This is a genomic window from Pseudoalteromonas sp. SG41-2 (assembly GCF_014164535.1).
In the GTDB taxonomy this organism is placed as follows: Bacteria; Pseudomonadota; Gammaproteobacteria; order Enterobacterales; family Alteromonadaceae; genus Pseudoalteromonas; species Pseudoalteromonas rhizosphaerae.
The window spans coordinates 13,752-38,306 of the sequence record NZ_JACJFK010000012.1 but is presented as its reverse complement, the minus strand read 5'-3'; the positions used below and the strand labels follow the sequence as shown (position 1 = coordinate 38,306).

Below are 24,555 nucleotides of genomic sequence, written 5' to 3'. Positions count from 1 at the left end.
GTTAAGGTTTATTACTTGTTTGTGTTAGCTGACATCTTAAGTGCCTTTGCTAACGGTTTTGCTGAACTATCAAATAACGTATTTAATAATCCTGCTAATCGAATACCGGCTTGTTGTAAGCGAGTTTTAATAATCGGTGTGTTTTCGTAAATGTAGCTAAAGCCAATCTCGTCATTATTTAGCTTGTATAGTTTGTCAGCTAAATTGTGTGACTCTGTTACCCATTGCTCTGGTGAACTGGCTAGGTACTCAGCAATTATTTCTGCATTATTAGTATCAATAAACTGCGCGAATTCAGTGAATGATAGGTTCTCATTTTCGATTAATTTAGTGTCCCACAATGAGTGCAGGTTGGTTGGCTGGCCAAAAAAGGTAACGTTAACACGGTTACCACCTCTGTCTTCTGCACGTCCGGCATGAAACGGCTGATGGCTATCGCCAACTAAATGAACAAGAAAGCGTAAGCTAAAACGTTTTGCATCTATTGAGCTGTTTTTGTTTTTTAATGTATCGATGGCAAAATACATCCCTTCAAGAATGTTGCTTACATTATCTTTATTTAAATTTTCATCGTGGCTGTGAGTAAATGTAGATGAGTTGCTTGGCGCGTTAATGTAATGCCAACGAGAAGATTTTTTTTGCCAAAAAGGACTCGGATCAGAGCGCATTTCATCAGCCCAAGTAGCAATTTGCGCTAGGCTTTGCCCTTCTAAAAGTTCTTTAAGCTCTGCTTTAGTTGCGTCTGTTATGTGATTTTCGGCAATTTTACCGACAATTCTGTGGCCATTTTGTCCCCAAGCCAATACATTTTGTGATGATAAAAGTACTGCGCCGACTAAAAGATAACTAAATCCATGTGTAATTTTGCGTAACATTTGTGTTTTCCTCAATGATCTTATTTGACAAGAGCGGCCTCTTCTATGGCGCGAATTGTCCTGATTTTGAGATAAATAGGAAGGACTCAAAGAAATTCATAATTTCCCATTGATAGTTCTTTCAATTCATAAGCTTAACTGTTTTGGGTAAAATTACTTGTTGTAATAAGTAATTTAAATTGGTCAAATAGGAGGATGAATCGTTTTGGATTGTTGAACTTTTGAAAATTAAACAGCTGCTTTTGCAACACAGCTTCTTTGTTACTGTTTTGTTACTGTTTTTTTTGTTGGTTTGGCTCAGTGGCCAGCTGAGTGTGGTTACATCAACGGGGACCTTGAAGCCTTTAATTGAAACATCTAGTCGCTGTCAGACGAGGGCAACAGAAAACCAATTGCAATTAATTGTCTATGCCTCGTCGCAAAAGGTTGCTCGTTTTTTAACACAAAACCTGTGTGACGATCCCGTTGTAGCAAAACAATATGGCGAAGTGATCGCTTTATGGGGTTACCGTACTGCCGATAGCATTGAGTTCATTGGTAAAGGTATTGCTGATTTAATTTTAGCAAAAAACAACATTATGTCAGCCTTCAAAGCTGAATCGACCTATAACTACCAGCCTGTGGTTGGCTTTCCAAGTTATACTGCGTTTTTTATTTCAGCTAAAGAAAAGCCAAAAATTAACAAGCAATACTTTTTGGGGAAACGGATTGGCTTACTTGATTATCCTACAAGCCGATCGGGGCATATACTACCTAAACAAAAGTTTAAAGATTTAGGGATCAACCTTGAAAATTTAAAAATTACTTACGCCAGTTCACATAATGAGCTTAGGGAGTTATTAGCCAATGGACAGGTTGATTTAATAGCCTCTTTTTGGAAGGAAGCAGATCAGGCGCATTTTTCTAAAAATTATATAACTCCAATCAGCGATAATGTAATAGGCACACGTTGGTACTTTAAAATGCAGCATGAGAACACTGATTTGCTGTGCGCTATCCAATCTCAATTAATCCAATTATCTAAGCAGCAAGTGTCGACTTATTTTAATCATGTTGAACCATATTGGCATTGTTCAGCGGGTAAAGCTGAATTCTTAGGAGAGCAACGTGATGAATAATAAGCGCTTGTTTGGCGTGACACTGCTTATTTTTAGTGCGGCGCTATTGACGTTTAAACTCTCTAGTTATCTGCAGCAGGCGCAACATAACGATTTAATAATGGCTGATATTGAAAACCGAATTGCACTAGATTTACCTCGGTTAGACTTATCAAATCGTTTTTTGAAACACTCGGGTAATCATGATGCTATTGTTGGTTATCTACAACGTTTGAATATGCAATTGATACAACAGCCAATTCAAGTTAATACCATCAATGATGTCTCACTGGCATTAACAAATAATGGCCGCGAAAGTCGGATAGAGTATCTTGAAACAAGTGATCAAAAAGTTGCGATTACATTTTTAATTGAGACGCGTTGGTGGCATATAAGCGATATTTATACCTTTATGGTATTGTTATTATTGGCTTTTTTATTTTCTAAGTGGGCTGAACTTATTAACCGAACATCGCTGAAACACTTAGCATTAAAAGAACAAGTAGAGCAACTTCCACTGATTAATGTGCAAGTGAAACTAGTGATTGATTTGCAAGCCAAAGTTTTGGCTATTAATGATAACGCTGAGATAAAAGCTGGCTTAGCTAACAAACCACTGTGTTTTTACTTGGCTTTAATCGAGTTTTGCGTTGAGAATCCGGACGTGATACTTAATCAAAACAAAGATGTGCCGGATGAGTTAATTGAACTTGCTAATAAGTATTTTTACCGATTAACACAACTTGGCCATACTATTCGTAAACGGCCTAATTTTACTAACAGTCTAGAAAAAACCTTGAGTGAAATTAGGGCTGCATTGGATGAGGTACTTATTGAACACTCACAGCTGAAGGAGAAATATTACCCTCCTAAGGCACATGGTGAAGGCTCTCGGTCACGGTTACATAGTTATGGTTTATCGAATATCAAAGCAGATGATATAGAGGTGATAGGCAAATAACCTTAACCTGGTTAGTAAGTTAGTTCAGAATAAAAACCTCACACTGCTAATACTTAAACTGTGTGAGGTAAGCTCTGATTATTTAGGAGCAAATTCAATGGCTTTGACTGGACTATTTTCAATAAAGAAGCGTTTCAATGCCTGTGCATCTGTTTCGTCAGTGCTGACAAATCCTTTATGATTTATCAGTATCGGGTAGCCGTCACCGCCAGATGCATTGTAGCTATTAATGCTCGTGCGATAGGTTTTGTTTTTATCCAGAACTTTGCCGTTGATCATCACTTTAGTCAGCGCATTATCGTTACGCTCGAAGCTTAATTTGTGGTATTGCAAATAAGCACCAGAATCCGGTGGGAAACTAGTTACAGTCTCAAGGTAATCCCAAAGCTCTTGGCCTTGCCAATCAACATACGCGATGCGATTTTTAAAAGGGTGTACTTTTAAAATATCTTTATAACTAACTGCACCTGCAGCAATACTATCACGTACGCCACCGCCACTGATGATACCAAAATCAGCGCCAACAACATTCATTTGTGCTTGCACAATAACGCGCGCTAAGTTGGTTTGTTGATAACGAACTTTATTGCGATCGCCCTCAAGCTTTGCATCAACATAACCAATTTCACCTTCAATTTGTTTTGCACCTTTGGCTTGGTAATCAGCTAAAAATGTTTTTAAGGCAGCGTCTGGTTTGATGTATTCGTTGGCAAGCTCAGGCTTAATTGAACCATCAGCTTGCGTTTTATCAACGTATAAGTTAACTGGCAATAGTTTATAATCTAATAAGGTTAATACGCCGTTTTCTTGTTTAAACTCGGCTTTGCCGACATATTTACCCCATTCATGAGCTTGCATTATCCACGTACCATTTTGTTGGTCTGGTTTACATGTCATACCGGGTTTAAAGTTATCGTCATTTTTATTTTCGCTTGCCATGCACACAGGTTCTTGTGAGTGACCGCCGATGATCATATCAAGGGTATGAGCTGGTAAAGAGCGGGCAAGGGTAACATCGCCAGGTGCATTTATACCATAATTCGCATCAACATAATGACCCATATGAGTTACTGCAATCGTGATATCCGGTTGATATTGTGCTTTGATTTTCTCGGCTAAAGCTTGGGTTACTGCAACGGGCTCTTGAAATTCAAGGCCGCCGATATACTGCGGGTTGCCTATTTTAGCGGTATCTGTGGTTGTCAAACCAATAACGGCGATTTTCAGCCCCTGTTTGTTAAAAATCTTATAAGATTCGAAGGCATTTTTACCGGTTTTTTTATCAATTATATTAGCCGAAAGAAGCGGGAAATTTGCCCACTGCTGCTGTTGTTTTAAAACACTCAGTGGATTATCAAATTCATGATTACCAATCGCCATCGCATCGTAACCAATTAATGACATTCCTTTAAAATCAGGCTCTGCAAATTGCAGGTCTGATTCTGGAATGCCTGTATTTATATCACCACCAGATAGAAGTAGCACTGCGTGACCTTGTTGCTGCGCATCAGCACGTAACTGGTCTATTAAGGTTTTACGTGCAGCCATACCGTATTCACCTTTTTCGTTATGCCAAAAACGGCCATGATTATCATTGGTATGTAAAATGGTGAGATAGTGAATATCTGCTGTGTCAGCTTGTTGAACGGAGGTTTGATGATTACTACATGCAGTAATGCTTAGTAATAGGAAAAATGAAAGTAATATGCGCATAATATGACCCGTGTTGTCAGTGTTGTGCTATTTATTAAGCGCATAGTTTAAACTAGTTTTATTGTAAAATAACGTAATTATTCTATTTTAATGTCATCTTGGAAATTTAACTTTCCAGTTGCCGCTAATTGACGTCGCTGTAACTCTTGTTCTGCTAATGCTGATTTTTCATGGTTATTACCCACCATCCAGTTTAAAAAGCTTGCCGGTAACTTAGTGTACGCCTCTCCTTGGTGTAAACCAAAATCACAGATGTGTTGCTCTTCATACGACATAGTTGTTAATCCTGTTGTGTGTGTTTTATTGTTATAAATAATACTAACAAAATAAACTCGGCTATTAAGACGATTTCGTTTTAAACAAAATTTATTTATAACGTGAGTGAATAACAACACATTGTAACCACATGTAATTTAAATGTAATCAATTCGGTTTGATTTGTTTAAAGGTACGTTTTGCTATCGTAATCTCCACAAGAGTTCTTTACTATTTGCATTAAATTCACATAACCACAACATTCTTCAGGATAAATATAATAATGAAAAAACTATTACTATGCGGTTTGTTAACCGCAACCTCATTTGCAAGCCATGCAACTGTAGTTGAAATGCAAACTTCACAAGGTGCTATTAAGGTTGATTTGTTTGATCAACAGACCCCCAAAACGGTCGAGAACTTTTTAAGTTATATACAAAGTGATGCGTACAATCAAACCGTGATCCACCGTTCAATCAAGGATTTTATTATTCAAGGTGGAGGCTTTACTTTTACCGATGATTTTAAAGCGATCACAACGTCACCAGCTGTTGTGAATGAGCCAGAATTATCGAATGTAAAAGGCACGATTGCCATGGCTAAATTAAGCAATAATGCGAATAGTGCCACAAGTCAATGGTTTTTTAATCTCAAAGATAATAGCGCAAACTTAGATAAGCAAAATGGCGGTTTTACCGTATTTGGTCAGATTACAGCAGATAGTTATGCTGTGCTTGATAAGATCTCTGCGTTAGTGCATTGCGGTGAAATACCGGTAGTTAATCTAACTAAAGACCAATGTGCAAGTGCAGATACCACGTTGACTATTGCTAATTTAGTGTCGATCAATAGTGTTCTGGTACTTGATGATGATCCAAATTCGTCAGTAAATTTATCTCCAAAAGAAAATACGCTAATTGACGATCCGACTCCAACTCAGCCTGATGATGGGGATAGCTCAAGTGGTAGTATGAGCTGGTTACTACCATTATTATTGCTTGGCTTTAAACGCCGCCGCGCAGCTTAAAGGTATATACTTGCTATCGGGTTATGTGTCCCGATAGCAAACGTAACGCTTTAGAGTGCAAATACCCGCATTACTAATAACACCCACATAGTTAAAACCAGTAAACAGCCAAGCAAAAAGCTATAATAGCGAGGTTTTACGCTATTGCTGCCTAAATGAATAATACTGTGAATGACGCGCGAAATCACAAAACCCCAGGCTAAAGTAATAAATACATAACCCGCTGCATTGAGCTGTAAAGCAGCTAAACAGGCTACAAAAAATAGCACTGGTATTTCAAACTGATTAATAAAGTTTCTACCGGCAATATATACATCATCACCCGCATTATTTAATTGCATAGTGGCAAAATCTTGCATAGTAATCGTTTTGTTACGCGCCGCACTAAAACGGCGGCGGCCCATGACTACCATTACCGTAAAAGTGAGTAGTACCTGAGAAAACATCGCGAGTAATACATATTTTTCCATTAAGAGTCTCATTTGATAAATAACGTAACTTTAAGCCTAGCAGTTTGTCTTTATAATTCACAATGTGTTACAAAGTATTTAGAAAAATGATTGCAAGCTTTTTGAATTTTACCGATCATTCAAACAACAAATAAGTATGGATCACATTCTCAATATGAAAAAAATAATTACTTTAAGCGCTATTGCTTTAGCAGTATTAAGTGGCTGCGGGACTACCACCACAGCGGTACAGCAGCAAACGTCATTACTTTCAGATACGCTGGTAATAAGTCCCAACGATACTCGTCAATATAAAACCCTTAAACTTGCGAATGAGATTGAAGTAATTTTAGTGTCGGATCCAACTGCTGAAAAATCAGCAGCTTCATTGAGTGTGGGTGTTGGTTTATTACATGATCCAATTAGCCAGCAGGGAATGGCGCATTATTTAGAGCACATGCTATTTTTAGGCACAGATCGTTACCCAGATACCAAGGGTTACTCTGATTTTATGACTAAAAACGGCGGCGCCCACAATGCTTATACATGGTTAGATATTACTAATTACATGTTTGAAGTAAATAACGATGCTTACGATGAAGCATTGGATCGTTTTGCTGACTTTTTTAAATCCCCTAAGCTTTACCCAGAATACACCGATAAAGAAAAAAACGCAGTAAACGCCGAATGGTCAATGCGTCGCGAGATGGATTTTTTTGGTCAGTTTAAGCTTGCCCGACAAATGATGGGCGATCATCCAGCTAATCGTTTTTTAATCGGTAATCTTGAAACATTAGGTGATAAAGACGGTAGCTCTTTACATAAAGAAACCGTTGATTTTTATAATAAATACTACTCTTCTAACATTATGAAAGTAGCAATGATTTCCAATCTACCACTTGCGGAAATGGAAGCGAAAGCACAAAAATACTTCGCTGATATTGAAGATAAAAAGATCGACAAACCAACTGTTACCACAAAGCTAGATTTTGATAACGTAGGTGGAAAACGCGTTCACTACGCGCCAAATGAAGACGTAAAAGAGTTACAACTTGATTTTACTATTACCGATAACAGCAATGAATTTGCCGTTAAACCTAACCGTTTTGTAGCATACTTATTAAGCAATGAAATGCAAGGTAGCCCGGCGCAAATTTTGCGTGATAAAGGCTGGGTTTCACAACTTTCAGCCGGGGCAGCGCCAACCCAATATGGTAATTACGGTGCGCTGACGGTTAATGTGCAATTAACAGACGAAGGCATGAAAAACCGTGAAACGATCGTTGCAACAATAATGCAATATATTGATTTGATCAAAAAAGAAGGTGTAGATAGTAAATACTTTAATGAAATTCGCACTTCACTTAATAATGAATTTCAATTTTTAGAAAAAGGCGATGAATTTGGCTATGTCAGTAATTTAACTGGTAGCATGCAAGATTATCCACTAAACCACGTTATTAATGCGCCTTTCTATTATGCTAAGTTTGATGCAGCTGCGATCAACAACGTACTTGCGCAACTCAATGCTGATACTCTGCGTATTTGGTATACCTCACAGCAAGAAGAAACCGATTCGCAATTGCATTTTTACGATGGTAAATACCGCATTGAAGATATCAGTGATGCTGAAATTGCCAGCTGGAGTAAGCCTAGTCAGTTTGCCTTAGCATTACCCACGGTAAACCGTTTATTACCAGAGAGTTTTGCGATTAAAACAGCACAATTTGCAGAGCAAAAACACCCTAAGCTGGTATATGATAAAAATGGCGTAAAAGTATGGCGTCAAGCGAGTCAAAACTTTGCCGAGCAACCGAAAGGTTTGGTCGAAGTTTACTTAAATACCCCAGATGCTTTGACGGATATCAAAGCTAAAGTACTTTATTCAGTATGGTCTGACTTATTTAACTTACAACAAAGCAAGCTAAGTACCGAAGCTGCCGTGGCAGGTATGAGTGTTGGCCTTGAAGCAAGTAACGGACTTATCCTTTCAATGAGTGGTTTTACCGATAAACAAAATGTTTTACTCGCGCAAGCACTGACAAATATTGATGTGCAAGTAACTGAGCAAGGTTTTGCTCAAGCGCTTGATCGTTACCAACGTGATTTATTAAACGCCCAAAAACAATTCCCATATTATCAAGCGTTTGGTGAGTATTCTAAATTAATACGAACTGGCAGCTTTGACACCGATGCACTGATCAATACGGCAAAAGCATTAACCATTGCAGATTTTGAGCAGCTTAAACAGCATACCTTCGCTAATAACGAAATGCGGGTGTTTACTTATGGTAACTATAACCAAACAGATGTTGAAGCGATAGCTAAAGAGTTAACGGCAGTTTTACCAGCGGCGCATATAAGCACTGAATTTGCGCGCAGTAAAGCGTGGTTACCGCAACCAGGCGAAACGATTGTATTGCAAAAAGATATTGATGTGGCTGATGTAGCTATCATTGATATGACTGTACACCCGATTGCAGGCTATAAGCAAAAAGCGCAAGCGCAAGTCTTACAAGGTCACTTTAGCACCGTCGCGTTTGACAAGTTACGTACTGAAGAGCAATTAGCGTATGCGGTTGGTGGTTTAGCAAGGCCGATTGAAGATTACTCAGCGATTGGCTTGTTTATTCAAACCCCAGTAAAAGATGTAAAAACCATGCAAGCGCGTTTTGAAGAGTTCAAAATGCAATATGCAGTAGAGCTTGATAACATGAGCGAAGAAACCTTCGAGCAGCTTAAAAATGCCGTATTAGTGTCGCTTAAACAGCAGCCTAAAAATCTTAGCGATGAAATGGGCCCACTGATTGGCGATTGGTATCGTGAAAACTTTGATTTTGATTCAAAGGATAAGTTAATCGCTGAAGTTGAAAAAGTCACGCTTGCTGATATCAAAGACTACTACCAGCAAACTATGTTAAACCCACAAGCTGCGCGTTTAAACGTACAGCTTCGTGGTAGCAAATTTGCCGACAAACCGTTTGCAGATTTACCAAAACAAACATTGGTAACAGACTTACAAGCGCACTTTAATGGCATTAAATTGCAAAAGTAATTTAGCACATTGAAGCGTTGAAAAAGATTAAAGCCCAAGCGATTTGCTTGGGCTTTTTTATGAATCATTATCTTTTAAATAATTTACAAAATGTATGTACAGTGTAACTATATAAAAAAGGAACAGCTCAAACCGCTAGGATTTTGATGAATAAGATAGTGTGCATATTGCTACTGCTAAGCCCTTTTTATAGCTTAGCCAACTCATTTGCTGATGATTTTGTAAACGCTGCAAATGATAGAACAACACAAAGCGTGCGCTATGACGGCGCTTATCACCGTATTGCCTATCCAAATGGCGATGTACCTGCCAATATTGGCGTATGCACAGATGTGATTATTCGCAGCTACCGAGCACTGGGTATCGATTTACAAAAGTTAGTTCATGAAGATATGCGCGATAATTTTTCAGTCTACCCATCAACAAGAATATGGGGGCTTACTAAACCCGATAGTAATATTGATCATCGTCGCGTGCCTAATTTACAGGCTTTTTTTAAACGCCACGGTACAGTACTGCCCATAACTAATAATGCTCAGACCTATAAAGCAGGCGATATTGTCACGTGGATGCTGCCGGGCAATTTGCCGCATATCGGTATCGTGGTAGATACATACACTGCAGATAACAAAACCCCATTAATAGTGCATAACATAGGCGCAGGGCCGCAACTTGAGGATGTACTGTTTCGTTATAAGATCACCGGCCATTATCGGTATGAGCCAGCCGTTAATTGATTGCGGGTATCTGGAAACATTCAGAAAAGCCGGCATGGTTAGCTAAAAAGCCGAAGTGGCAGGGCAAAATTTACTCAGCACAGATAAACAAAGTAAAAATACTTGAGTTAACGAAATAGCCTAATTTTACGACTCTTTAAGGAGCGTTAAATGAATCAGAGTGTTAAACAAAAATTTACGACGTACCCTGAAAATATCGCGGTTGTATTACATGAGATCAGAAGTCTGATTTTGCAGGTAGCTGTGCAGGATGGCATCACTGAACTTGAAGAAACACTCAAGTGGGGAGAGCCGAGTTATATTTCAAAAATAGGCACTACCATTCGTTTTGATCACAAACCAAAATCAGCTGAGCAATTTTGTATTTACTTTAACTGTAAAACTAAACTTGTTGAAACCTTCAAAGAGCTTTATGGTGATACGTTTAGCTATGAAGGTAACCGTGCTTTGGTGTTTAAGCTTAATCAAACCGTGCCAGTTAAAGAGTTAGCCCATTGTATATCGTTGGCTTTGCGCTATAAAAAAATAAAGCACCTGCCATTGCTAGGTGCTTAAATTTAAGAAGTTATTGTCCGACAGAAAGAGTAACAGCGCGATATAAAATCCCGCCTACGCAAATCTCGCGCTGACAATAGTTATTTGGCTCTTGCAGCGCGAGCCCCATGCAGTTTTTTATAGCTGTCGATCAAACGCTGATGACGATCTAACCCTTCAAGTTGCATATTGGTTGGAGTTAAACCGTAGAACATCACATCACCATTGATAGAGCCGACTACTGCATCCATTACTTCTTGGCCAAACATGCGGGTGAAGCTGTGAATGTAGTCTTCAATTTCTAAGTCATCATTTAGCGCAACTTCTAAAGTCGCGTGCATTGCTTGATAGAACAACCCGCGTTCAACGGTGTTATCGTTAAATTGCAAGAAGGTTTCAACCAGTTCCATCGTCGCTTCTAAGTCACCCAGTGCTAAGTAAATTAACAGCTTAAGTTCAAGTATCGTTAACTGACCCCAAACGGTATTTTCGTCAAACTCAACACCAATTAGGGTAATAATGTCGATGTAGTTATCAAGCTGGCTGTCTTCTAGGCGCTCAACTAAATCGGCAAGCTGATCTTCATCTAAGCTGTGCAGATTTAAAATGTCTTCACGGTACTTAAGGGCTTTGTTGGTGTTATCCCAAATTAAGTCTTCTACTGGGTAAACTTCAGAGTAATCAGGCACTAAAATACGACACGCTGTGCCTAGGTCTGAAAACTCAGCAATGTAAGCTTCTTTACCTAAGTCTTTTAAAATACCGAACAAGCTTGCGGTTTCTTCTTCGTTAGTGCCGGAGAAATCCCATTCAACAAAGTCATAATCGTGCTTCGCACTGAAAAAGCGCCATGAAATTTTACCTGTTGAGTCAATAAAGTGCTCAACAAAGTTTTCAGGCTCTGATACGGCCATGCTGTTAAAGGTGGGTTTTGGTACGTCATTTAAGCCTTCAAAGCTGCGACCTTGTAATAGCTCAGTTAAGCTGCGCTCAAGGGCGACTTCAAAGCTTGGGTGTGCACCAAATGAAGCAAATACGCCACCGGTTTTTGGGTTCATTAAGGTAACGCACATCACTGGAAACTGTCCGCCAAGGGAGGCATCTTTTACCACAACTGGAAAGCCTTGCTCTTCTAAGCCTTTAATACCAGCAACAATACCTGGATATTTAGCAAGTACTTCTTCCGGTAAATCAGGCAGTACAATTTCTTGTTCGATAATTTGGCGTTTAACCGCGCGCTCAAAAATCTCAGATAAACATTGTACTTTGGCTTCTGCAAAGTTATTACCGGCACTCATACCGTTACTTAAAAATAAGTTTTCAATTAAGTTTGATGGAAAGTATACGGTTTCGCCGTCAGATTGACGCACATACGGGATAGAGCAAATACCGCGCTCAATATTACCTGAGTTTGTGTCGATAAGGTGCGAGCCGCACAGTTCATCTTCAGGGTTGTAAATGCTCAAGGTATAGTCGTCTAAAATACCTTCTGGTAGTGAGTCATCATCAGTGAGCTGAAACCATTTTTCGTTCGGGTAATGAACAAATTCGCTGTTGGCAATTTCTTCACCAAGGAACTGGTCATTGTAAAAAAAGTTACAGTTTAAACGTTCAATAAACTCGCCAAGGGCTGAACATAATGCGCTTTCTTTGCTGGCGCCTTTACCATTGGTAAAACACATCGGTGATGCAGCATCACGAATATGCAATGACCAGACGTTTGGTACAATATTACGCCATGATGAAATTTCAATCTTCATGCCTAAGTCAGCCAAAATCGCAGTCATATCAGCAATGGTTTGCTCAAGCGGTAAATCTTTACCTAAAATAAAGGTGTTTTCGCTGCCTGCTGATTTTGCCATTAACATGGCTTGCGCGTCGTTATCTAAGCTCTCTACGGCATCAATTTTAAATTCAGGTATGGTTTGAATAACACGCTTTACGGTACAACGATCAATAGAGCGTAAAATGCCGGTGCGGTCTTTTTCAGAAATACTTTCAGGGAGTTCAACCTGGATTTGGAAGATTTGGTTATAACGATCTTCAGGATCAACAATGTTGTTTTGCGCAACACGAATACCGTCAGTCGAGATATCACGGGCATTACAATACACTTTAATAAAGTACGCAGCACATAAAGCCGAAGATGCTAAAAAGTAGTCAAATGGACTTGGCGCAGAGCCATCGCCTTTGTAACGGATTGGTTGATCCGCAATGACTGAGAAATCGTCAAACTTAGCTTCTAATCTAAGATTATCGAGAAAATTAACTTTAATTTCCATTGAGTTGGTCCACCTTCATGCGCACTAATAAGTAAGGCTTGCAGGTGTTTGCGCCAGACTTAGTCAGTGTATTTTCATTTAGCTGCAATTATCCGCTTTTTAGGGGAGCAGATACAAGTAATAGTCGTGGTTAATTGGAAAAGAGTAATGCTCGCGAGGGTAAAGTTAGCAAGGTTAAAGGCCAAAGTTGTTAGTGTGTTTGAATTTACTCAAGAGAGTACTTTACATTAGACTGATACAGAATTAGACAAATTGCATGGTGCGCATGAGATGCAAGAACCCCAGCGGCCATCTCGTTCAGCTATCAGTGAATAGCGCTATGTCACCTTGCTAGTTTTGACACTTGGTATTATAATTAACGACAATTGTCGCTGGAGGTGTTTATGGAAACTTTAAAGTTTGATTTTATAAAAGTAGTGAGTGGTGGGTTAATCACTAACAACTCTAATGCATTAGAAGAAATTACTGTTGCTACTACAGGCTTGAAAGCTTCGTCCATTTTCCTTCTTAGTAAATCGCTTGGATGGGAACAAAAACTAATAGCTAAGACTATTGGTACTACTACGCGGACATTGGAGCGACATGTAAAAGAGCGCAAACGTTTAGGTATTAACTTAAGTCAAAATGCATTGGAAGTTGCACGTTTGTCGTCTATAGGTATTTCATACTTTGGTGATGTAAAACGTTGGAATGAGTGGTTGAACACCGCTCATACGCAGTTCGATGGCAATGCGCCAAAAGAATTTTTGCATACCATTCGCGGCCGTGAGTTAATTAAGCGAATTATTTATGGGCTAGAGTATGGATTCACTGCTTGATGATTTGTTATAGAATTGCCCCAACTGAACATAACAATTCAAATAACGCGCTATCAGGCCTAGGTGGGCTTTATGCAGAAGGTAGATGGCACATGGCTGGTAAACCTGTTGTTTACACAGCAAGTAGCCGTTCACTTGCAATGCTTGAGAGGTTAGTGAACGACTCTACGGATATACTTAACAAGCAGCTATCAGTCACATCTATATTGATACCTGATAAACTGAAAATTAAACGCTTGGTTGTATCTGATCTACCAAGTGACTGGGATGATCACCCTTATATATTAAAAACCCAAATAGTGGGTAGCGACTGGTTAACGAGTATGGGAGAAGCTGTACTGCAAGTTCCTTCATCTGTTTGTTCAGATGAGTATAATTTTATAATAAATCCCGCACATACTGATGCGCATGAAATAAAATGCGTTGAATGCCAACCATTTAGTTACCCTAAAAGATTAGCTTTAAAGCTTTAGTGATTTAGTAAGTGGCTGATTCGACCACTTACTATCAGCTTGAAAATATATTTTCAACCACTTAGGCATGTTTTTAGAGCCTATTTTCATTGCTTCCAATAAGTGCTATTTATACAAAACAGTTCAGACTGTAAGCAAGAATCGCTATTCACTAATTGTACTGGGTTTAATTTCTTAAACTTTGTGTCTGCCACAATTTAACAGAGCGTAGCGAAAACCTCGGGTGCTTGATTGCAGACCGGGAGGGGAGTGTTCAAAAATCAGTTAGTCGAATTAGATAATAAAGAAAAGCACAGTGCTTAGTTAGGACTCCTTTAAACGGGGGGGCGCTTGCGGGCGATTCTTTAATCTATTGATTTGATAGATAGAATAACTTAACCTATCTCATCTTAAATTTATTTAATAATCTAGGCGACAATAAGCACTCATGAAACAATTCTTTGTTAAAACACTGTCGGTCATTTGTAGTCTTTTATTTCTAATTATTAGTATTCTATTGATTTTCGGAATACTCACTCGTAGCGACGAGAGCTTAAATCTTTTTTTGTATATCCCATTCATATTTGCTCCGTACCTGTATGTTGTAGTTCGAGCATGGGAAGATAATATTTTAAAAAATCAGCATTTGATCATACGATTCATCATTCTCTGCTCGGTATTACTATTGATATTTCCTAGTGTGTTTGGTTACTTCTTATCAACAAGAGTTTATAAAATAACCTCTATTTTCTATTATACTAGTTCTACCTCTACTGCTGAAGTAGCGGTGTGTGAGCTTATAGGTTTGTTATTACTTCATTCGTTATTAACTTATTATACGAAAAAGCGAATAATACCAAATATATAAATTTAGTGAACAATTTGTTAGCGTGTATAAATTTTCAATAACAAGGTGCGTGATTGACTATGACATAGGGCCCGTAGTGGAATATTACAGGAGTAATTATTGAGTAATAGTTGGCTTATTATTTTGATTGAAAGCAACGTAGCTATTAGATAGTTAGGTCGCCTTAAAATGAACTTTCATTTAATGCAGTTGGCGCAAAGCCTACGTTAACAGACACTTTACTAAACGTTGTGTCATCGACGACATAATAGGTAGAAAGTAGAAGGCAAAGATAAGTAAAGAGATAAGTAACTTTCAGATTTTATCTCTGCTTATTTATCTAGGAGTATGCCAAGCCAATAAAGACATTGTTAAAGCCGCCCCCTAATCCCATATCACTCTAATTAATGGTATTCTTAACTTTATTTTTCTATTTTTCTATTTTTTTCTTTTTTCACAATAGAAAGTGCCGAGATTAATCACCAAAGGAATTACCAAACCGACCAAAAAAGCAATTAACAATATGATTGACAAGTTGGTGTAATAGATAATGGAAGGCCACCCTCTTTGGCTTTTTTTATAAGTTAGAGGCCAACCATGGTTGATAACTATTTTGGTAGTGAGAGTTTCAAGGCTGTACCCCGTTTTTATGCTTGATTTTTCTTCATGTGAAAGCATTATGGATGCTACTATTATAAAAATAAATAAGAGCTGGATAAACAAGCTTTTGGATGGATAAATAGTCTTGAGCATAATGATTATGGCTTTTTTAGATGGCTAAGGATATATGCGTTCAGTATAAAGAGGGCGTTCCTATTTTACAACTCATGCATACCAGCGTGAAAAACGCTTAGAAAGTACAATCACAGGCAAACAATCTAAAAGATCTTACGTTTTGCAGGCATTTCACGCCAAAATAGTTGTTAGCTTAAAAATCCGGCCACTTAGTAAAAAGTTAAATAGTATCAGTCAGTTATTTTTTTTCGAATAATTTGACTTTAATAGGGATAATGACCCATTTAATAGCTGAAATTAAAGTACCAAGTACCAAGTACCAAGTACCAAGTAGCAATAGAAATGTTTTGAGCCTAAAAAGTAAATTTAGTTGTACAGTTTTGTTTGCTCAATTAAAGTGGCTGTATAGTTAAATGGGTTTGTTTTTAACCTTCACCTCGCTAACTTTTTCCTGCACCTAATTCTCCTAAGCTATCACAGCTGCATTAAAAGCTAGTAATTAACTACACTAAAAGCTAATTTTCAACTTCAGCAAAAACTAGCTGTGTTAACATGAATCAAGTGTCAGTAAAGCTTACACATTCTCTAGAGCGATTAAAGCTATTGCAAGATAGTGGCATTATTGCTGTGCAATCGAAAATGCTTGAGCGCACCGATAGAGAGCGCTTGACTAAGCATGGCTTCATTAAAGAGGTAATGCGAGGTTGGTATATTCCTTCAAGCCCAGATGAACAGCAAGGCGATGTAACGCTTGCTATACGTCCTTTTGTGTGGCATATATGGAAGCTTTAGAAATGGCAAGTGTAGAGCAAAATATTACTCCTTTTACAAAATTTCTAGCTTCGTTATTATATCCGATTCTTTCCTTGATAAAAAATTAGCGCGGGTATTTATTTCCCGCGCTGAAAAGCTAGACCATTTTTAACCTTTGTCGTTATGCTATCACTAAAAACCCGACAAATGCACAGGCGGCTGCGATGAGTGTATAGGGCAATTGAGTAATTGCGTGACTCATTAAGTTACAGCCTGAACCTTGTGCTGCAAGGACAGTTGAATCTGAGTAAAAACATGCTTGGCTACCAAATGATGAGGCAGATAACAGCGCACCAATCACCAGCGGTATATTTGCATCAACCGCGACTGCCAGAGGCATCACAATAGGAATTGTTACCGCAAAAATACCCCAGCTTGAGCCTGTAGTAAACGCCAAAATTGACATTGCTAAAAACACCACTGCAGGTAAATAGCCTGCGGTCATGAATGGGCTTAAGGAATCAATTACAAACTGTGGTAATAGTAGTTGGTCGCACACATCTTTAAAAATAAATGCGGCGATCACAGTTCCTATTGCTGGCAACATGCTTTTAAAACCATCGAGCATTTTTTCAATCATTTCGGCAAATGGCATTAGCTTTTGCAGCATATAAAATGGCAGCGTCACGGCGAATGTGGCTAATAACCCTTTGTACACGTCGATGTCAAAATACACAGTGAACGCAACGAGCAATAAAATAGGTAGTAAAAAGTTGTACAGTTTGCCGTGGCTGTCTGCGCTTTCAAAGCTTTCTTCAACGGCTTTTACTGCGTATTCATCGGCAGTTTGTACTTCGTTGTACTGTGCAGGATCTACTTGCGGTTGTTCTTGCATCGCTTGTAGTTGTGCTTTTTTCATCGGCCCAAATAAAGGGATAACACCAAGTACCACTAATGGCACAAGTAACACGGCAAACCATGCATACAGCATATAGGGGATTGCTTGAATATACACAGCAATACCTTGGCCTTCGACGGCGATGTTGTTATCAACCAATAAGCCACCAAAAAATACTGCCCATGTAGACAGTGGTACTAATACGCAAATTGGCGCTGCGGTAGAGTCAACTACGTAAGCAAGCATCTCACGGCTAATTTTGAATTTATCGGTAATGCGTTTCATGGTTTCACCCACGGTAAGCGCATTGAGGTAGTCATCAATAAAAATAACGATACCAAGCAAAAAGGTCATGAGTAAAGATGAGCGTGGGCCTTTACAAAAACGCAGCGCAAAACTACCAAATGCTGCTGCACCACCGGTACGCACTAGTAATGCGATTAACGCACCAAAGCCACCACACACTAGAATAAGCCAGCCGATTGTTTCATCTACCATTACTTTTAACGATGCCGCAGCAAAGTTGCTAAGCATTTCAACAGGATTTAGCATAGCAAGGCCAACAAGGGCACCGATCAGCAAAGATAAAATAGGACGACGTAGCACGATCGCCAAAACCACCACTACAACTGGCGGCACAAGACTTAACGCAGAAGGTTCGAGCATTTAAGTATTCACAAAATAAAAAGCATTTGAGTAATTGGCTCAAACTGCTTAACAAAAACAAAGAATGTTAGCCCAACGGCTGATATTCCAAGTCACTGCTTTTGCACGCAGAAGTCACTGTTAGGTTTCGCGGTGGGTTTAGCACAATTGCGACACAGTAAAATGCGTTGGCTTGGCGCCAGACGGTGCAGGGGATGCATGCCGCTATTGTTATGCCGATAAAAACATCAGCGGGAAAATAATCTGCAATTGCGTTCGAGTCAATAAAAACTTTTAATTTAGTTAAAAATTCTTAATAGATGAATATTAATGCTTGCATTGTTTAGGTGAAACACCAAATTTTTGCTTAAACAAACGGCTAAAGTGACTGGGGTTGGTAAAGCCAAGATCGTAGCAAACTTGACTTATTTGTTGTCCTGATTGTAGAAGTTGGCGAGATCTCTTTAATCTTAGCTGTTGTTGCCACATGGCCGGAGTTTGCCCAAAGGCGAGTTTGAATTGCTGGTAAAATTTACTACGGCTCATGCAGGCTATTTTACATAAAGTATCGATATCTAAAGTTTGATTAAGATGTTCTTTAATAAAATGTAGGGCATCGGTTAATGGGCATGCAATAGTTTGTTGGCAATTGGCGAGCATTAAATCGCGGCTTTGTTGTTGTAATAATCGAGTGATTAACTCATTTACTGATAGATCAATTAAATAATGACGATCTTGCTCGTTTTCGCTAAATAACCCAATCATCCGTTCAAGTAATTGTTGGGTTTGTTGATTGTGTTGGGTATGCACCAGCTTTGGAATGTAATGAAAAAAATCATCGCTGCTTATTTGCTGCTGCATATTTAGCGCGTCAGCTACTTGGCTGATTTTATCGCGGCTAATTTCGATAGCCAAACAGGTGGTAGGTTGCTGCATTGATGCTTCTGGGAAGTCGATTAAAACCCCTTGTTCGGGTGCTAATACAAATGATTGCTGGGGTAAAAATTCTTCATGGTAGTTACTGTCAGCAACGTGCATCACTTTTTTACCGCTGATCATGCCGCAAAACAGCAGTTCGCTGGAATGCAGTGCTACTTTTTGTGCGTCTTGGTAGGTGTCGTAAATGCTCAGCTCGGCGTTGTCTGAGGCAAAAGTAATTTTATTTTCGATCAGTACATCAACCGCTTGGCGCTTTTTAGTCAGTTTTTCAGTCAATAACGTGGTATTCATTTTATTTCCTTTAAACACGACCAACAGAGTTTGGACGCACAGACATGTTTTTTGGACAGCTAATCAAGTTTTTATGCTTCTTATAAGCTAATGTCAACAGGTGACGGATAAATAAACAACAATCTCCCGTCAAACTTAGTCAATTTGATTAAATTTAAAAAGCAACATTTTGAATAAAGGACACACACAATGATCTATGCAAATCCTGGCAGCGACGGCGCACTTATTAACTTTAAATCCCAGTATAGTAATTACATTGGCGGACAGTGGGTCGAGCCTGTAAATGGTCAGTACTTTGATAATATTAGTCCCGTTAACGGTAAAGTATTTTGTAAAGTACCACGCTCTGATAAAGCGGATATTGAACTTGCCCTTGATAAAGCCCACGCTGCAAAAGCTGCTTGGGCTACAACTTCAGTAACGGCTCGTAGCAATATATTATTAAAAATAGCTGATCGGATAGAGCAAAACCTTGAGCTTCTTGCAGTTGCCGAAACGTGGGATAACGGTAAAGCCATTCGCGAAACATTGGCGGCAGATATCCCACTGGCGGCAGATCATTTTCGTTATTTTGCCGGTTGTATTCGCGCCCAAGAGGGCAGTATTGGCGAGATAGACGAAACCACAGTCGCGTATCATTTTCATGAGCCACTGGGCGTTGTTGGACAAATCATTCCGTGGAACTTCCCAATTCTAATGGCCGCATGGAAACTTGCACCAGCGCTTGCCGCAGGCAACTGTGTGATACTCAAACCGGCTGAACAAACACCAGTATCTATTTTAGTGTTGATGGAAATCATTGGTGATTTATTGCCTGCAGGCGTGCTTAATGTAGTAAATGGCTACGGTAAAGAAGCGGGCGAAGCGCTGGCAACCAGCACGCGTATAGCTAAAATTGCTTTTACCGGCTCAACCCCTGTTGGTTCACACATTTTAAAATGTGCCGCTGATAACATTATTCCATCAACGGTTGAGCTCGGTGGTAAATCACCGAATATTTTCTTTAACGATGTAATGGAAAAAGACGATTCCTTCCTAAGTAAAGCCATTGAAGGCGCAGTACTTGCGTACTTTAACCAAGGTGAAGTGTGTACTTGCCCATCGCGACTATTTATCCAAGAAGATATTTACGAGCAGTTTATTGAGCGTATTTTAGAGCGCACATTAAAAATTAAACGCGGTAACCCGCTTGATAGTGAAACCATGGTAGGCGCACAAGCGTCTAAAGCACAGTTTGATAAGATTCTCAGCTATATTGAAATTGGCAAAAAAGAAGGCGCACAAGTACTTACTGGCGGCAATGTAGAGCAACTAACAGATGAGCTAAATGGCGGTTATTACATTCAGCCAACGCTGTTAAAAGGCACTAACGATATGCGGGTATTCCAAGAAGAAATTTTTGGCCCGGTGATTTCAATGTCGACCTTTAAAGACGAAGCCGAAGCACTCGAACTGGCTAATAGCTCTGAATTTGGTCTAGGCGCAGGGGTATGGAGCCGCAACATGAACCGTGCTTATCACTTTGGCCGCAAAATAGAAGCAGGCCGTGTATGGACCAACTGTTACCATATGTATCCTGCACACGCTGCGTTTGGTGGTTATAAAAAATCAGGCATCGGCCGCGAAACCCACAAGCTTGCGCTTGACCATTACCAACAAACTAAAAATTTATTAGTAAGCTACAGCGAAGATCCGCTCGGCTTCTTTTAAATAAAGCGGTTAAGCTTAAACAAATAATTTTTATGAGTAATGAAAGCGCTGTATTGTTGCAGCGCTTTTTTACTTTTCTAAAGCACTGCGCTTTATATCCTCAAACACCTGTAATAACTTCCAAAATGCCAATTAAAACAACACCAAGTCCTCTTTTTATATTTTTCGTGAAATAGAAGTAACCGATTGAATCAAAATAGGAATTCGACTGTGGTTAGTACATCAATAAAAAATAAATTAAAAACGAATTATTCTTCAGGCTCGTTAGATTTTTATAGAGGCTGGAGTGCAATCTAAGCTGCTAAAAATTAAATCCCAATTCCTTGAAGTCATTTAGATATTTTGAGCTCTTATATGCGCAAAAATATTGAGTTTGCAAAAAGCGAGGCGGAGCAAAAGGATCCCTTTGTGATGTCGTATTTTATGAAAAAGATGATGAATTTGAATATATTTATGCAAATATCTTTTAATGTCCTAAATTTTGTGAGGCTAGATATGCACTATCTTAGGCAAAGATATTTATGCCTGTTGCTTTTTCGTTTTACCCAACACCCTTAAATTTAATGAGTTTAATATAGCAATAAATAAAGTTGTTTGTTAAAACACTTTGAGTGTAAGTATGTTATCGGCAGTACTATGAGTGAGTATAGTATGCTGATTGCCCCAGCAAAGAAATTCAACAAAGAGCCTGCACAAAGAAATGCACCTTGATACTATATGTCTAATGATAATGGGTATAGCAAGTAATATGTGAGGTTATAGCAATGAATCAATTAACTGAAAAAACGATAGCATGTCCTTATTGTGGTGAGAATATTGACGTGCTGCTCGATCCGGCAGATGTTGATCAACAATATATTGAGGACTGCCAAGTCTGTTGTAAGCCTATTAATTTTTTGGTTTTTGAAAATATAGATGAAGAGCTTTCAGTGACGGTTTTTAGTGATGACGAAGCTTATTGACTATCTTTATAGGCACTTACACTCAGCAAGGTTTGGGCAGTATGTTTAGCTGCAAAGCAATGCAGTAATATATAAAAGAGTATGATTAACCAACATAAAAAGCGCTGCAATTAATTGCAGCGCTATGGTTGCATTACTTAATGGTTATTAACGGTCTAAGTTCATTACTTTAGTCCATGCCGCAACAAAGTCTTCTACAAACTTTTGCTTTGATGTATCAAAGGCATATACTTCTGCAACTGCACGCAGCTCTGAATTTGAACCAAAGATAAGGTCAACTGAAGTGGCTGTGTACTTTTGCTCACCTGATTGACGATCAAAGCCTTGATAAATCCCCGCATCTGATGACTTTTTCCAAACCGTAGACATATCCAATAAATTAACAAAGAAATCGTTATTTAGAGTGCCTGGCTTGTCAGTAAATACGCCGTAGTCAGTGCCTTTATAGTTTGCATCAAGCGAACGTAATCCGCCTACTAATACCGTCATTTCAGGCACTGTTAGATCAAGTTGATCTGCTTTATCTATTAGCATTTCAGTTGGCGATTTGTAGCTTTGTTCAGCATCAAAGTAGTTTCTAAAGCCATCGGCAGGCAGCTCTAATAAACTAAATGCATTAACGTCAGTTTGAGCTTGCGTGGCATCGCCACGGCCAGCATTAAACGGAACAGTGACACTGTAACCGGCTTCTTTAGCTGCTTTTTCAATCGCTGCATTACCAGCTAACACAATCAGGTCGGCCAGTGACACTTGGCTTTTACTAAAGAAGCTATCATTAAAGTCGGTTTGAATCGCTTTTAAGGTTTTGATTACTTTTGCTGTTTCAGCTGGATTATTCACAGCCCAGTCTTTTTGTGGTGCAAGTGCAAGGCGTGCACCATTAGCACCACCGCGCATATCGGAATGACGGTAGCTTGCTGCAGATGCCCATGCAACACGTACTAGCTCTGATACGCTAAGACCTGAATCTAAAATACTGGCTTTAAGCTCTTTTACTGCGCCAGCATCAATGTTTGATTGAGTCTCTGCTGAAATAGGATCTTGCCAAATTAAGTCTCCTTTAGGAACTTCTTTACCTAAGAAGTTACGTGGTGGCCCCATATCTCGGTGAGTCAATTTATACCATGCTTTAGCAAATGCCAGTTGATACTCTTTAGGGTCGTTTAAAAAGCGTTCAGCAATTTTGCGGTATTCTGGATCGAATTTAAGTGCTAAATCTGCAGTCGTCATGACTGGTGAATTAAACTTACCTTTCACATGAGCATCAGGTACGGTTTTGTGCATAGATTCGTCGGTTGGGATCCATTGGATCGCACCCGCGGGGCTGCGTGTTTGTTTCCACTCAAAGTTAAGTAGATTGCTAAGGTACAGTGATGACCAGCGAGTAGGAGCTTGTGTCCATGCGCCTTCTAAACCACTTGATACGGTATCTTCAGAGTGGCCTTTACCACATTTGTTTTTCCAGCCTAACCCTTGTTCTTCAATGCCTGCTGCTGCGGGCTCTGCACCCACACAATCTTTCGGTTTGTGCGCACCATGCATTTTACCAAAGGTGTGGCCACCTGCGATAAGTGCAAGAGTTTCCTCGTCGTTCATGGCCATGCGAGAAAACGCCACACGAATATTTTTAGCTGAACCGATTGGATCAGGAACCCCTTTAGGGCCTTCAGGATTTACGTAAATTAAACCCATGTGAGTTGCACCCAATGGGCGTTCTAATTTGCCGCTGGCATCTTCACGGTCGCTGGCAAGCATTTCTACTTCAGGGCCCCAGTAAACCATGTCTGGTTCCCAGTCATCAGTCCGGCCGCCGGCAAAACCATAGGTTTCAAACCCCATGTTTTCTAGAGCAACGTTACCGGCTAATACGATTAAATCTGACCATGAAAGTGCTTCTCCGTATTTTTGTTTAATAGGCCAAAGTAGACGACGGGCTTTATCTAGGCTTACGTTGTCTGGCCAGCTGTTGAGAGGTTCAAAACGTTGTTGACCGCCACCAGCACCACCGCGGCCATCAAGCGTACGGTAAGTACCTGCGCTGTGCCATGTCATACGGATAAAAAATGGCCCATAGTTACCAAAATCCGCCGGCCACCAATCTTGAGATTGTGTTAGTAGGGCATCAATATCACTTTTTACTGTGTCTAAATCTAGGCTATTAAATGCCTTGGCATAATTAAAGTCGGCACCGTAAGGGTTTGAGCGTTCATCATGATCACGCAGAGGTGAAAGGTTAAGTTGATCTGGCCACCAAAACTGGTTTGTTCTGGTTGCGCCCATTTTAGCTTCACCCATGCCAACAGCACCTTGTGGCTTTGACATTTGTGGTTTTTCTTGGCTAACAGCGGTGCCAGATATAAGTGCCATACTTATAAATCCAACAAGCGCTTTTTTATTGAATGAACGGTTTTTCATTGTCAGCTTCCTTAAAGTTAACGAATTTCGTTATACAAAGCGTATTACTACTTTAAACAGAGATCTCAATCGTTTTAAAAATTATTGAGTTGTAAATTTGTTTGC

The 24,555-nt window shown here is 39.4% G+C and carries 19 protein-coding genes; 11 read left to right on the top strand and 8 right to left on the bottom strand.

Translation table 11 applies throughout. The features are described from left to right. Positions 1-11: 11 nt before the first annotated feature. Positions 12-875 carry a S1/P1 nuclease gene (locus H5186_RS11200; RefSeq protein WP_182794467.1) on the bottom strand — a complete coding sequence of 288 codons (864 nt, stop codon included), beginning with the start codon at positions 873-875 and terminating at the stop codon, positions 12-14. A 221-nt stretch (positions 876-1,096) separates the two neighbouring features. On the opposite strand from H5186_RS11200, the gene H5186_RS11195 reads away from it, so the two are divergent. Both H5186_RS11195 and H5186_RS11190 read left to right on the top strand, forming a co-directional pair. Beyond that, on the top strand, positions 1,097-1,993 hold the full coding sequence (locus H5186_RS11195; RefSeq protein WP_182794466.1) for a PhnD/SsuA/transferrin family substrate-binding protein: 897 nt from the start codon (positions 1,097-1,099) through the stop codon (positions 1,991-1,993). After that, positions 1,986-2,933 carry a hypothetical protein gene (locus H5186_RS11190; protein ID WP_182717579.1) on the top strand — a complete coding sequence of 316 codons (948 nt, stop codon included), beginning with the start codon at positions 1,986-1,988 and terminating at the stop codon, positions 2,931-2,933. The genes H5186_RS11195 and H5186_RS11190 overlap by 8 nt, the downstream gene beginning before the upstream one ends. 78 nt (positions 2,934-3,011) lie before the next feature. On the opposite strand, the gene ushA is transcribed toward H5186_RS11190, so the two are convergent. Together ushA and H5186_RS11180 are read right to left on the bottom strand one after the other, a co-directional pair. Further along, positions 3,012-4,646 (bottom strand): bifunctional UDP-sugar hydrolase/5'-nucleotidase UshA, encoded by a 1,635-nt coding sequence (gene ushA, locus H5186_RS11185; RefSeq protein WP_182794465.1) that lies wholly within the window; start codon positions 4,644-4,646, stop codon positions 3,012-3,014. 77 nt (positions 4,647-4,723) lie between these two features. Then, complete coding sequence (locus H5186_RS11180; RefSeq protein ID WP_145234351.1) at positions 4,724-4,921, bottom strand: hypothetical protein; 198 nt, start codon at positions 4,919-4,921, stop codon at positions 4,724-4,726. A gap of 263 nt (positions 4,922-5,184) precedes the next feature. Here H5186_RS11180 and H5186_RS11175 point away from each other — a divergent pair, with 263 nt between their 5' ends. After that, positions 5,185-5,928: a peptidylprolyl isomerase gene (locus tag H5186_RS11175; protein WP_182739511.1), complete on the top strand. Its 744-nt coding sequence runs from the start codon at positions 5,185-5,187 to the stop codon at positions 5,926-5,928. Between the two features lie 50 nt (positions 5,929-5,978). Here the strand turns inward: H5186_RS11175 and H5186_RS11170 are convergent, their stop codons facing one another. After that, positions 5,979-6,398: an MAPEG family protein gene (locus H5186_RS11170; RefSeq protein WP_182739512.1), complete on the bottom strand. Its 420-nt coding sequence runs from the start codon at positions 6,396-6,398 to the stop codon at positions 5,979-5,981. Positions 6,399-6,552: 154 nt separating this feature from the next. Between H5186_RS11170 and H5186_RS11165 the strand changes: the two genes are divergently transcribed. The 3 genes from H5186_RS11165 to H5186_RS11155 all read left to right on the top strand — a co-directional run bounded on the left by H5186_RS11165 (position 6,553) and on the right by H5186_RS11155 (position 10,724). Further along, the gene (locus tag H5186_RS11165; RefSeq protein ID WP_182739513.1) at positions 6,553-9,432 is read left to right on the top strand and encodes an insulinase family protein; all 2,880 of its coding nucleotides are present in this window, start codon (positions 6,553-6,555) and stop codon (positions 9,430-9,432) included. Positions 9,433-9,578: 146 nt separating this feature from the next. Further along, positions 9,579-10,169: a DUF1287 domain-containing protein gene (locus H5186_RS11160; protein WP_182739514.1), complete on the top strand. Its 591-nt coding sequence runs from the start codon at positions 9,579-9,581 to the stop codon at positions 10,167-10,169. Between the two features lie 150 nt (positions 10,170-10,319). After that, positions 10,320-10,724, top strand: a complete 405-nt coding sequence (locus H5186_RS11155) for a DUF1801 domain-containing protein (RefSeq protein WP_182794464.1) — start codon at positions 10,320-10,322, stop codon at positions 10,722-10,724. An 80-nt stretch (positions 10,725-10,804) separates the two neighbouring features. Here the strand turns inward: H5186_RS11155 and H5186_RS11150 are convergent, their stop codons facing one another. After that, on the bottom strand, positions 10,805-12,985 hold the full coding sequence (locus H5186_RS11150) for an OsmC domain/YcaO domain-containing protein (protein ID WP_182739516.1): 2,181 nt from the start codon (positions 12,983-12,985) through the stop codon (positions 10,805-10,807). 383 nt (positions 12,986-13,368) lie between these two features. Between H5186_RS11150 and H5186_RS11145 the strand changes: the two genes are divergently transcribed. From H5186_RS11145 to H5186_RS11135, 3 genes are all read left to right on the top strand, one after another. Beyond that, positions 13,369-13,803, top strand: coding sequence for an antitoxin Xre/MbcA/ParS toxin-binding domain-containing protein (locus H5186_RS11145; protein ID WP_182739517.1), 435 nt, complete (start codon positions 13,369-13,371; stop codon positions 13,801-13,803). Then, on the top strand, positions 13,803-14,276 hold the full coding sequence (locus H5186_RS11140; protein WP_182739518.1) for an RES family NAD+ phosphorylase: 474 nt from the start codon (positions 13,803-13,805) through the stop codon (positions 14,274-14,276). Before H5186_RS11145 ends, H5186_RS11140 begins: the two co-directional genes overlap by 1 nt. A 2,113-nt stretch (positions 14,277-16,389) precedes the next feature. Next, entirely contained in the window at positions 16,390-16,629 is a 240-nt protein-coding gene (locus H5186_RS11135) for a hypothetical protein (RefSeq protein ID WP_182717570.1), read from the top strand. 142 nt (positions 16,630-16,771) lie between these two features. Here the strand turns inward: H5186_RS11135 and H5186_RS11130 are convergent, their stop codons facing one another. Both H5186_RS11130 and H5186_RS11125 read right to left on the bottom strand, forming a co-directional pair. Next, the gene (locus H5186_RS11130; RefSeq protein WP_182794463.1) at positions 16,772-18,154 is read right to left on the bottom strand and encodes a Na+/H+ antiporter NhaC family protein; all 1,383 of its coding nucleotides are present in this window, start codon (positions 18,152-18,154) and stop codon (positions 16,772-16,774) included. A 306-nt stretch (positions 18,155-18,460) separates the two neighbouring features. Beyond that, entirely contained in the window at positions 18,461-19,363 is a 903-nt protein-coding gene (locus tag H5186_RS11125; RefSeq protein ID WP_182783510.1) for an AraC family transcriptional regulator, read from the bottom strand. Between the two features lie 189 nt (positions 19,364-19,552). On the opposite strand from H5186_RS11125, the gene H5186_RS11120 reads away from it, so the two are divergent. Together H5186_RS11120 and H5186_RS11115 are read left to right on the top strand one after the other, a co-directional pair. Beyond that, a complete protein-coding gene (locus H5186_RS11120; protein ID WP_182794462.1) occupies positions 19,553-21,073 on the top strand; it encodes an aldehyde dehydrogenase family protein in 1,521 nt (506 codons plus the stop codon). 764 nt (positions 21,074-21,837) lie between these two features. Further along, complete coding sequence (locus tag H5186_RS11115; RefSeq protein WP_145234329.1) at positions 21,838-22,035, top strand: CPXCG motif-containing cysteine-rich protein; 198 nt, start codon at positions 21,838-21,840, stop codon at positions 22,033-22,035. A gap of 147 nt (positions 22,036-22,182) precedes the next feature. On the opposite strand, the gene katG is transcribed toward H5186_RS11115, so the two are convergent. Then, positions 22,183-24,450, bottom strand: a complete 2,268-nt coding sequence (katG, locus tag H5186_RS11110) for a catalase/peroxidase HPI (protein ID WP_182767314.1) — start codon at positions 24,448-24,450, stop codon at positions 22,183-22,185. Between the last annotated feature and the right edge of the window lie 105 nt (positions 24,451-24,555).

Coding starts and splice junctions, on each gene's coding strand:
- H5186_RS11155 (WP_182794464.1), top strand. CDS start 10,320: ATGAATCAGAGTGTTAAACAAAAATTTACGACGTACCCTGAAAATATC.
- H5186_RS11180 (WP_145234351.1), bottom strand. CDS start 4,921: ATGTCGTATGAAGAGCAACACATCTGTGATTTTGGTTTACACCAAGGA.
- H5186_RS11165 (WP_182739513.1), top strand. CDS start 6,553: ATGAAAAAAATAATTACTTTAAGCGCTATTGCTTTAGCAGTATTAAGT.
- ushA (WP_182794465.1), bottom strand. CDS start 4,646: ATGCGCATATTACTTTCATTTTTCCTATTACTAAGCATTACTGCATGT.
- H5186_RS11120 (WP_182794462.1), top strand. CDS start 19,553: ATGATCTATGCAAATCCTGGCAGCGACGGCGCACTTATTAACTTTAAA.
- katG (WP_182767314.1), bottom strand. CDS start 24,450: ATGAAAAACCGTTCATTCAATAAAAAAGCGCTTGTTGGATTTATAAGT.
- H5186_RS11135 (WP_182717570.1), top strand. CDS start 16,390: ATGAATCAAGTGTCAGTAAAGCTTACACATTCTCTAGAGCGATTAAAG.
- H5186_RS11145 (WP_182739517.1), top strand. CDS start 13,369: ATGGAAACTTTAAAGTTTGATTTTATAAAAGTAGTGAGTGGTGGGTTA.
- H5186_RS11170 (WP_182739512.1), bottom strand. CDS start 6,398: ATGGAAAAATATGTATTACTCGCGATGTTTTCTCAGGTACTACTCACT.
- H5186_RS11200 (WP_182794467.1), bottom strand. CDS start 875: ATGTTACGCAAAATTACACATGGATTTAGTTATCTTTTAGTCGGCGCA.
- H5186_RS11190 (WP_182717579.1), top strand. CDS start 1,986: ATGAATAATAAGCGCTTGTTTGGCGTGACACTGCTTATTTTTAGTGCG.
- H5186_RS11175 (WP_182739511.1), top strand. CDS start 5,185: ATGAAAAAACTATTACTATGCGGTTTGTTAACCGCAACCTCATTTGCA.
- H5186_RS11160 (WP_182739514.1), top strand. CDS start 9,579: ATGAATAAGATAGTGTGCATATTGCTACTGCTAAGCCCTTTTTATAGC.
- H5186_RS11140 (WP_182739518.1), top strand. CDS start 13,803: ATGATTTGTTATAGAATTGCCCCAACTGAACATAACAATTCAAATAAC.
- H5186_RS11150 (WP_182739516.1), bottom strand. CDS start 12,985: ATGGAAATTAAAGTTAATTTTCTCGATAATCTTAGATTAGAAGCTAAG.
- H5186_RS11130 (WP_182794463.1), bottom strand. CDS start 18,154: ATGCTCGAACCTTCTGCGTTAAGTCTTGTGCCGCCAGTTGTAGTGGTG.
- H5186_RS11115 (WP_145234329.1), top strand. CDS start 21,838: ATGAATCAATTAACTGAAAAAACGATAGCATGTCCTTATTGTGGTGAG.
- H5186_RS11125 (WP_182783510.1), bottom strand. CDS start 19,363: ATGAATACCACGTTATTGACTGAAAAACTGACTAAAAAGCGCCAAGCG.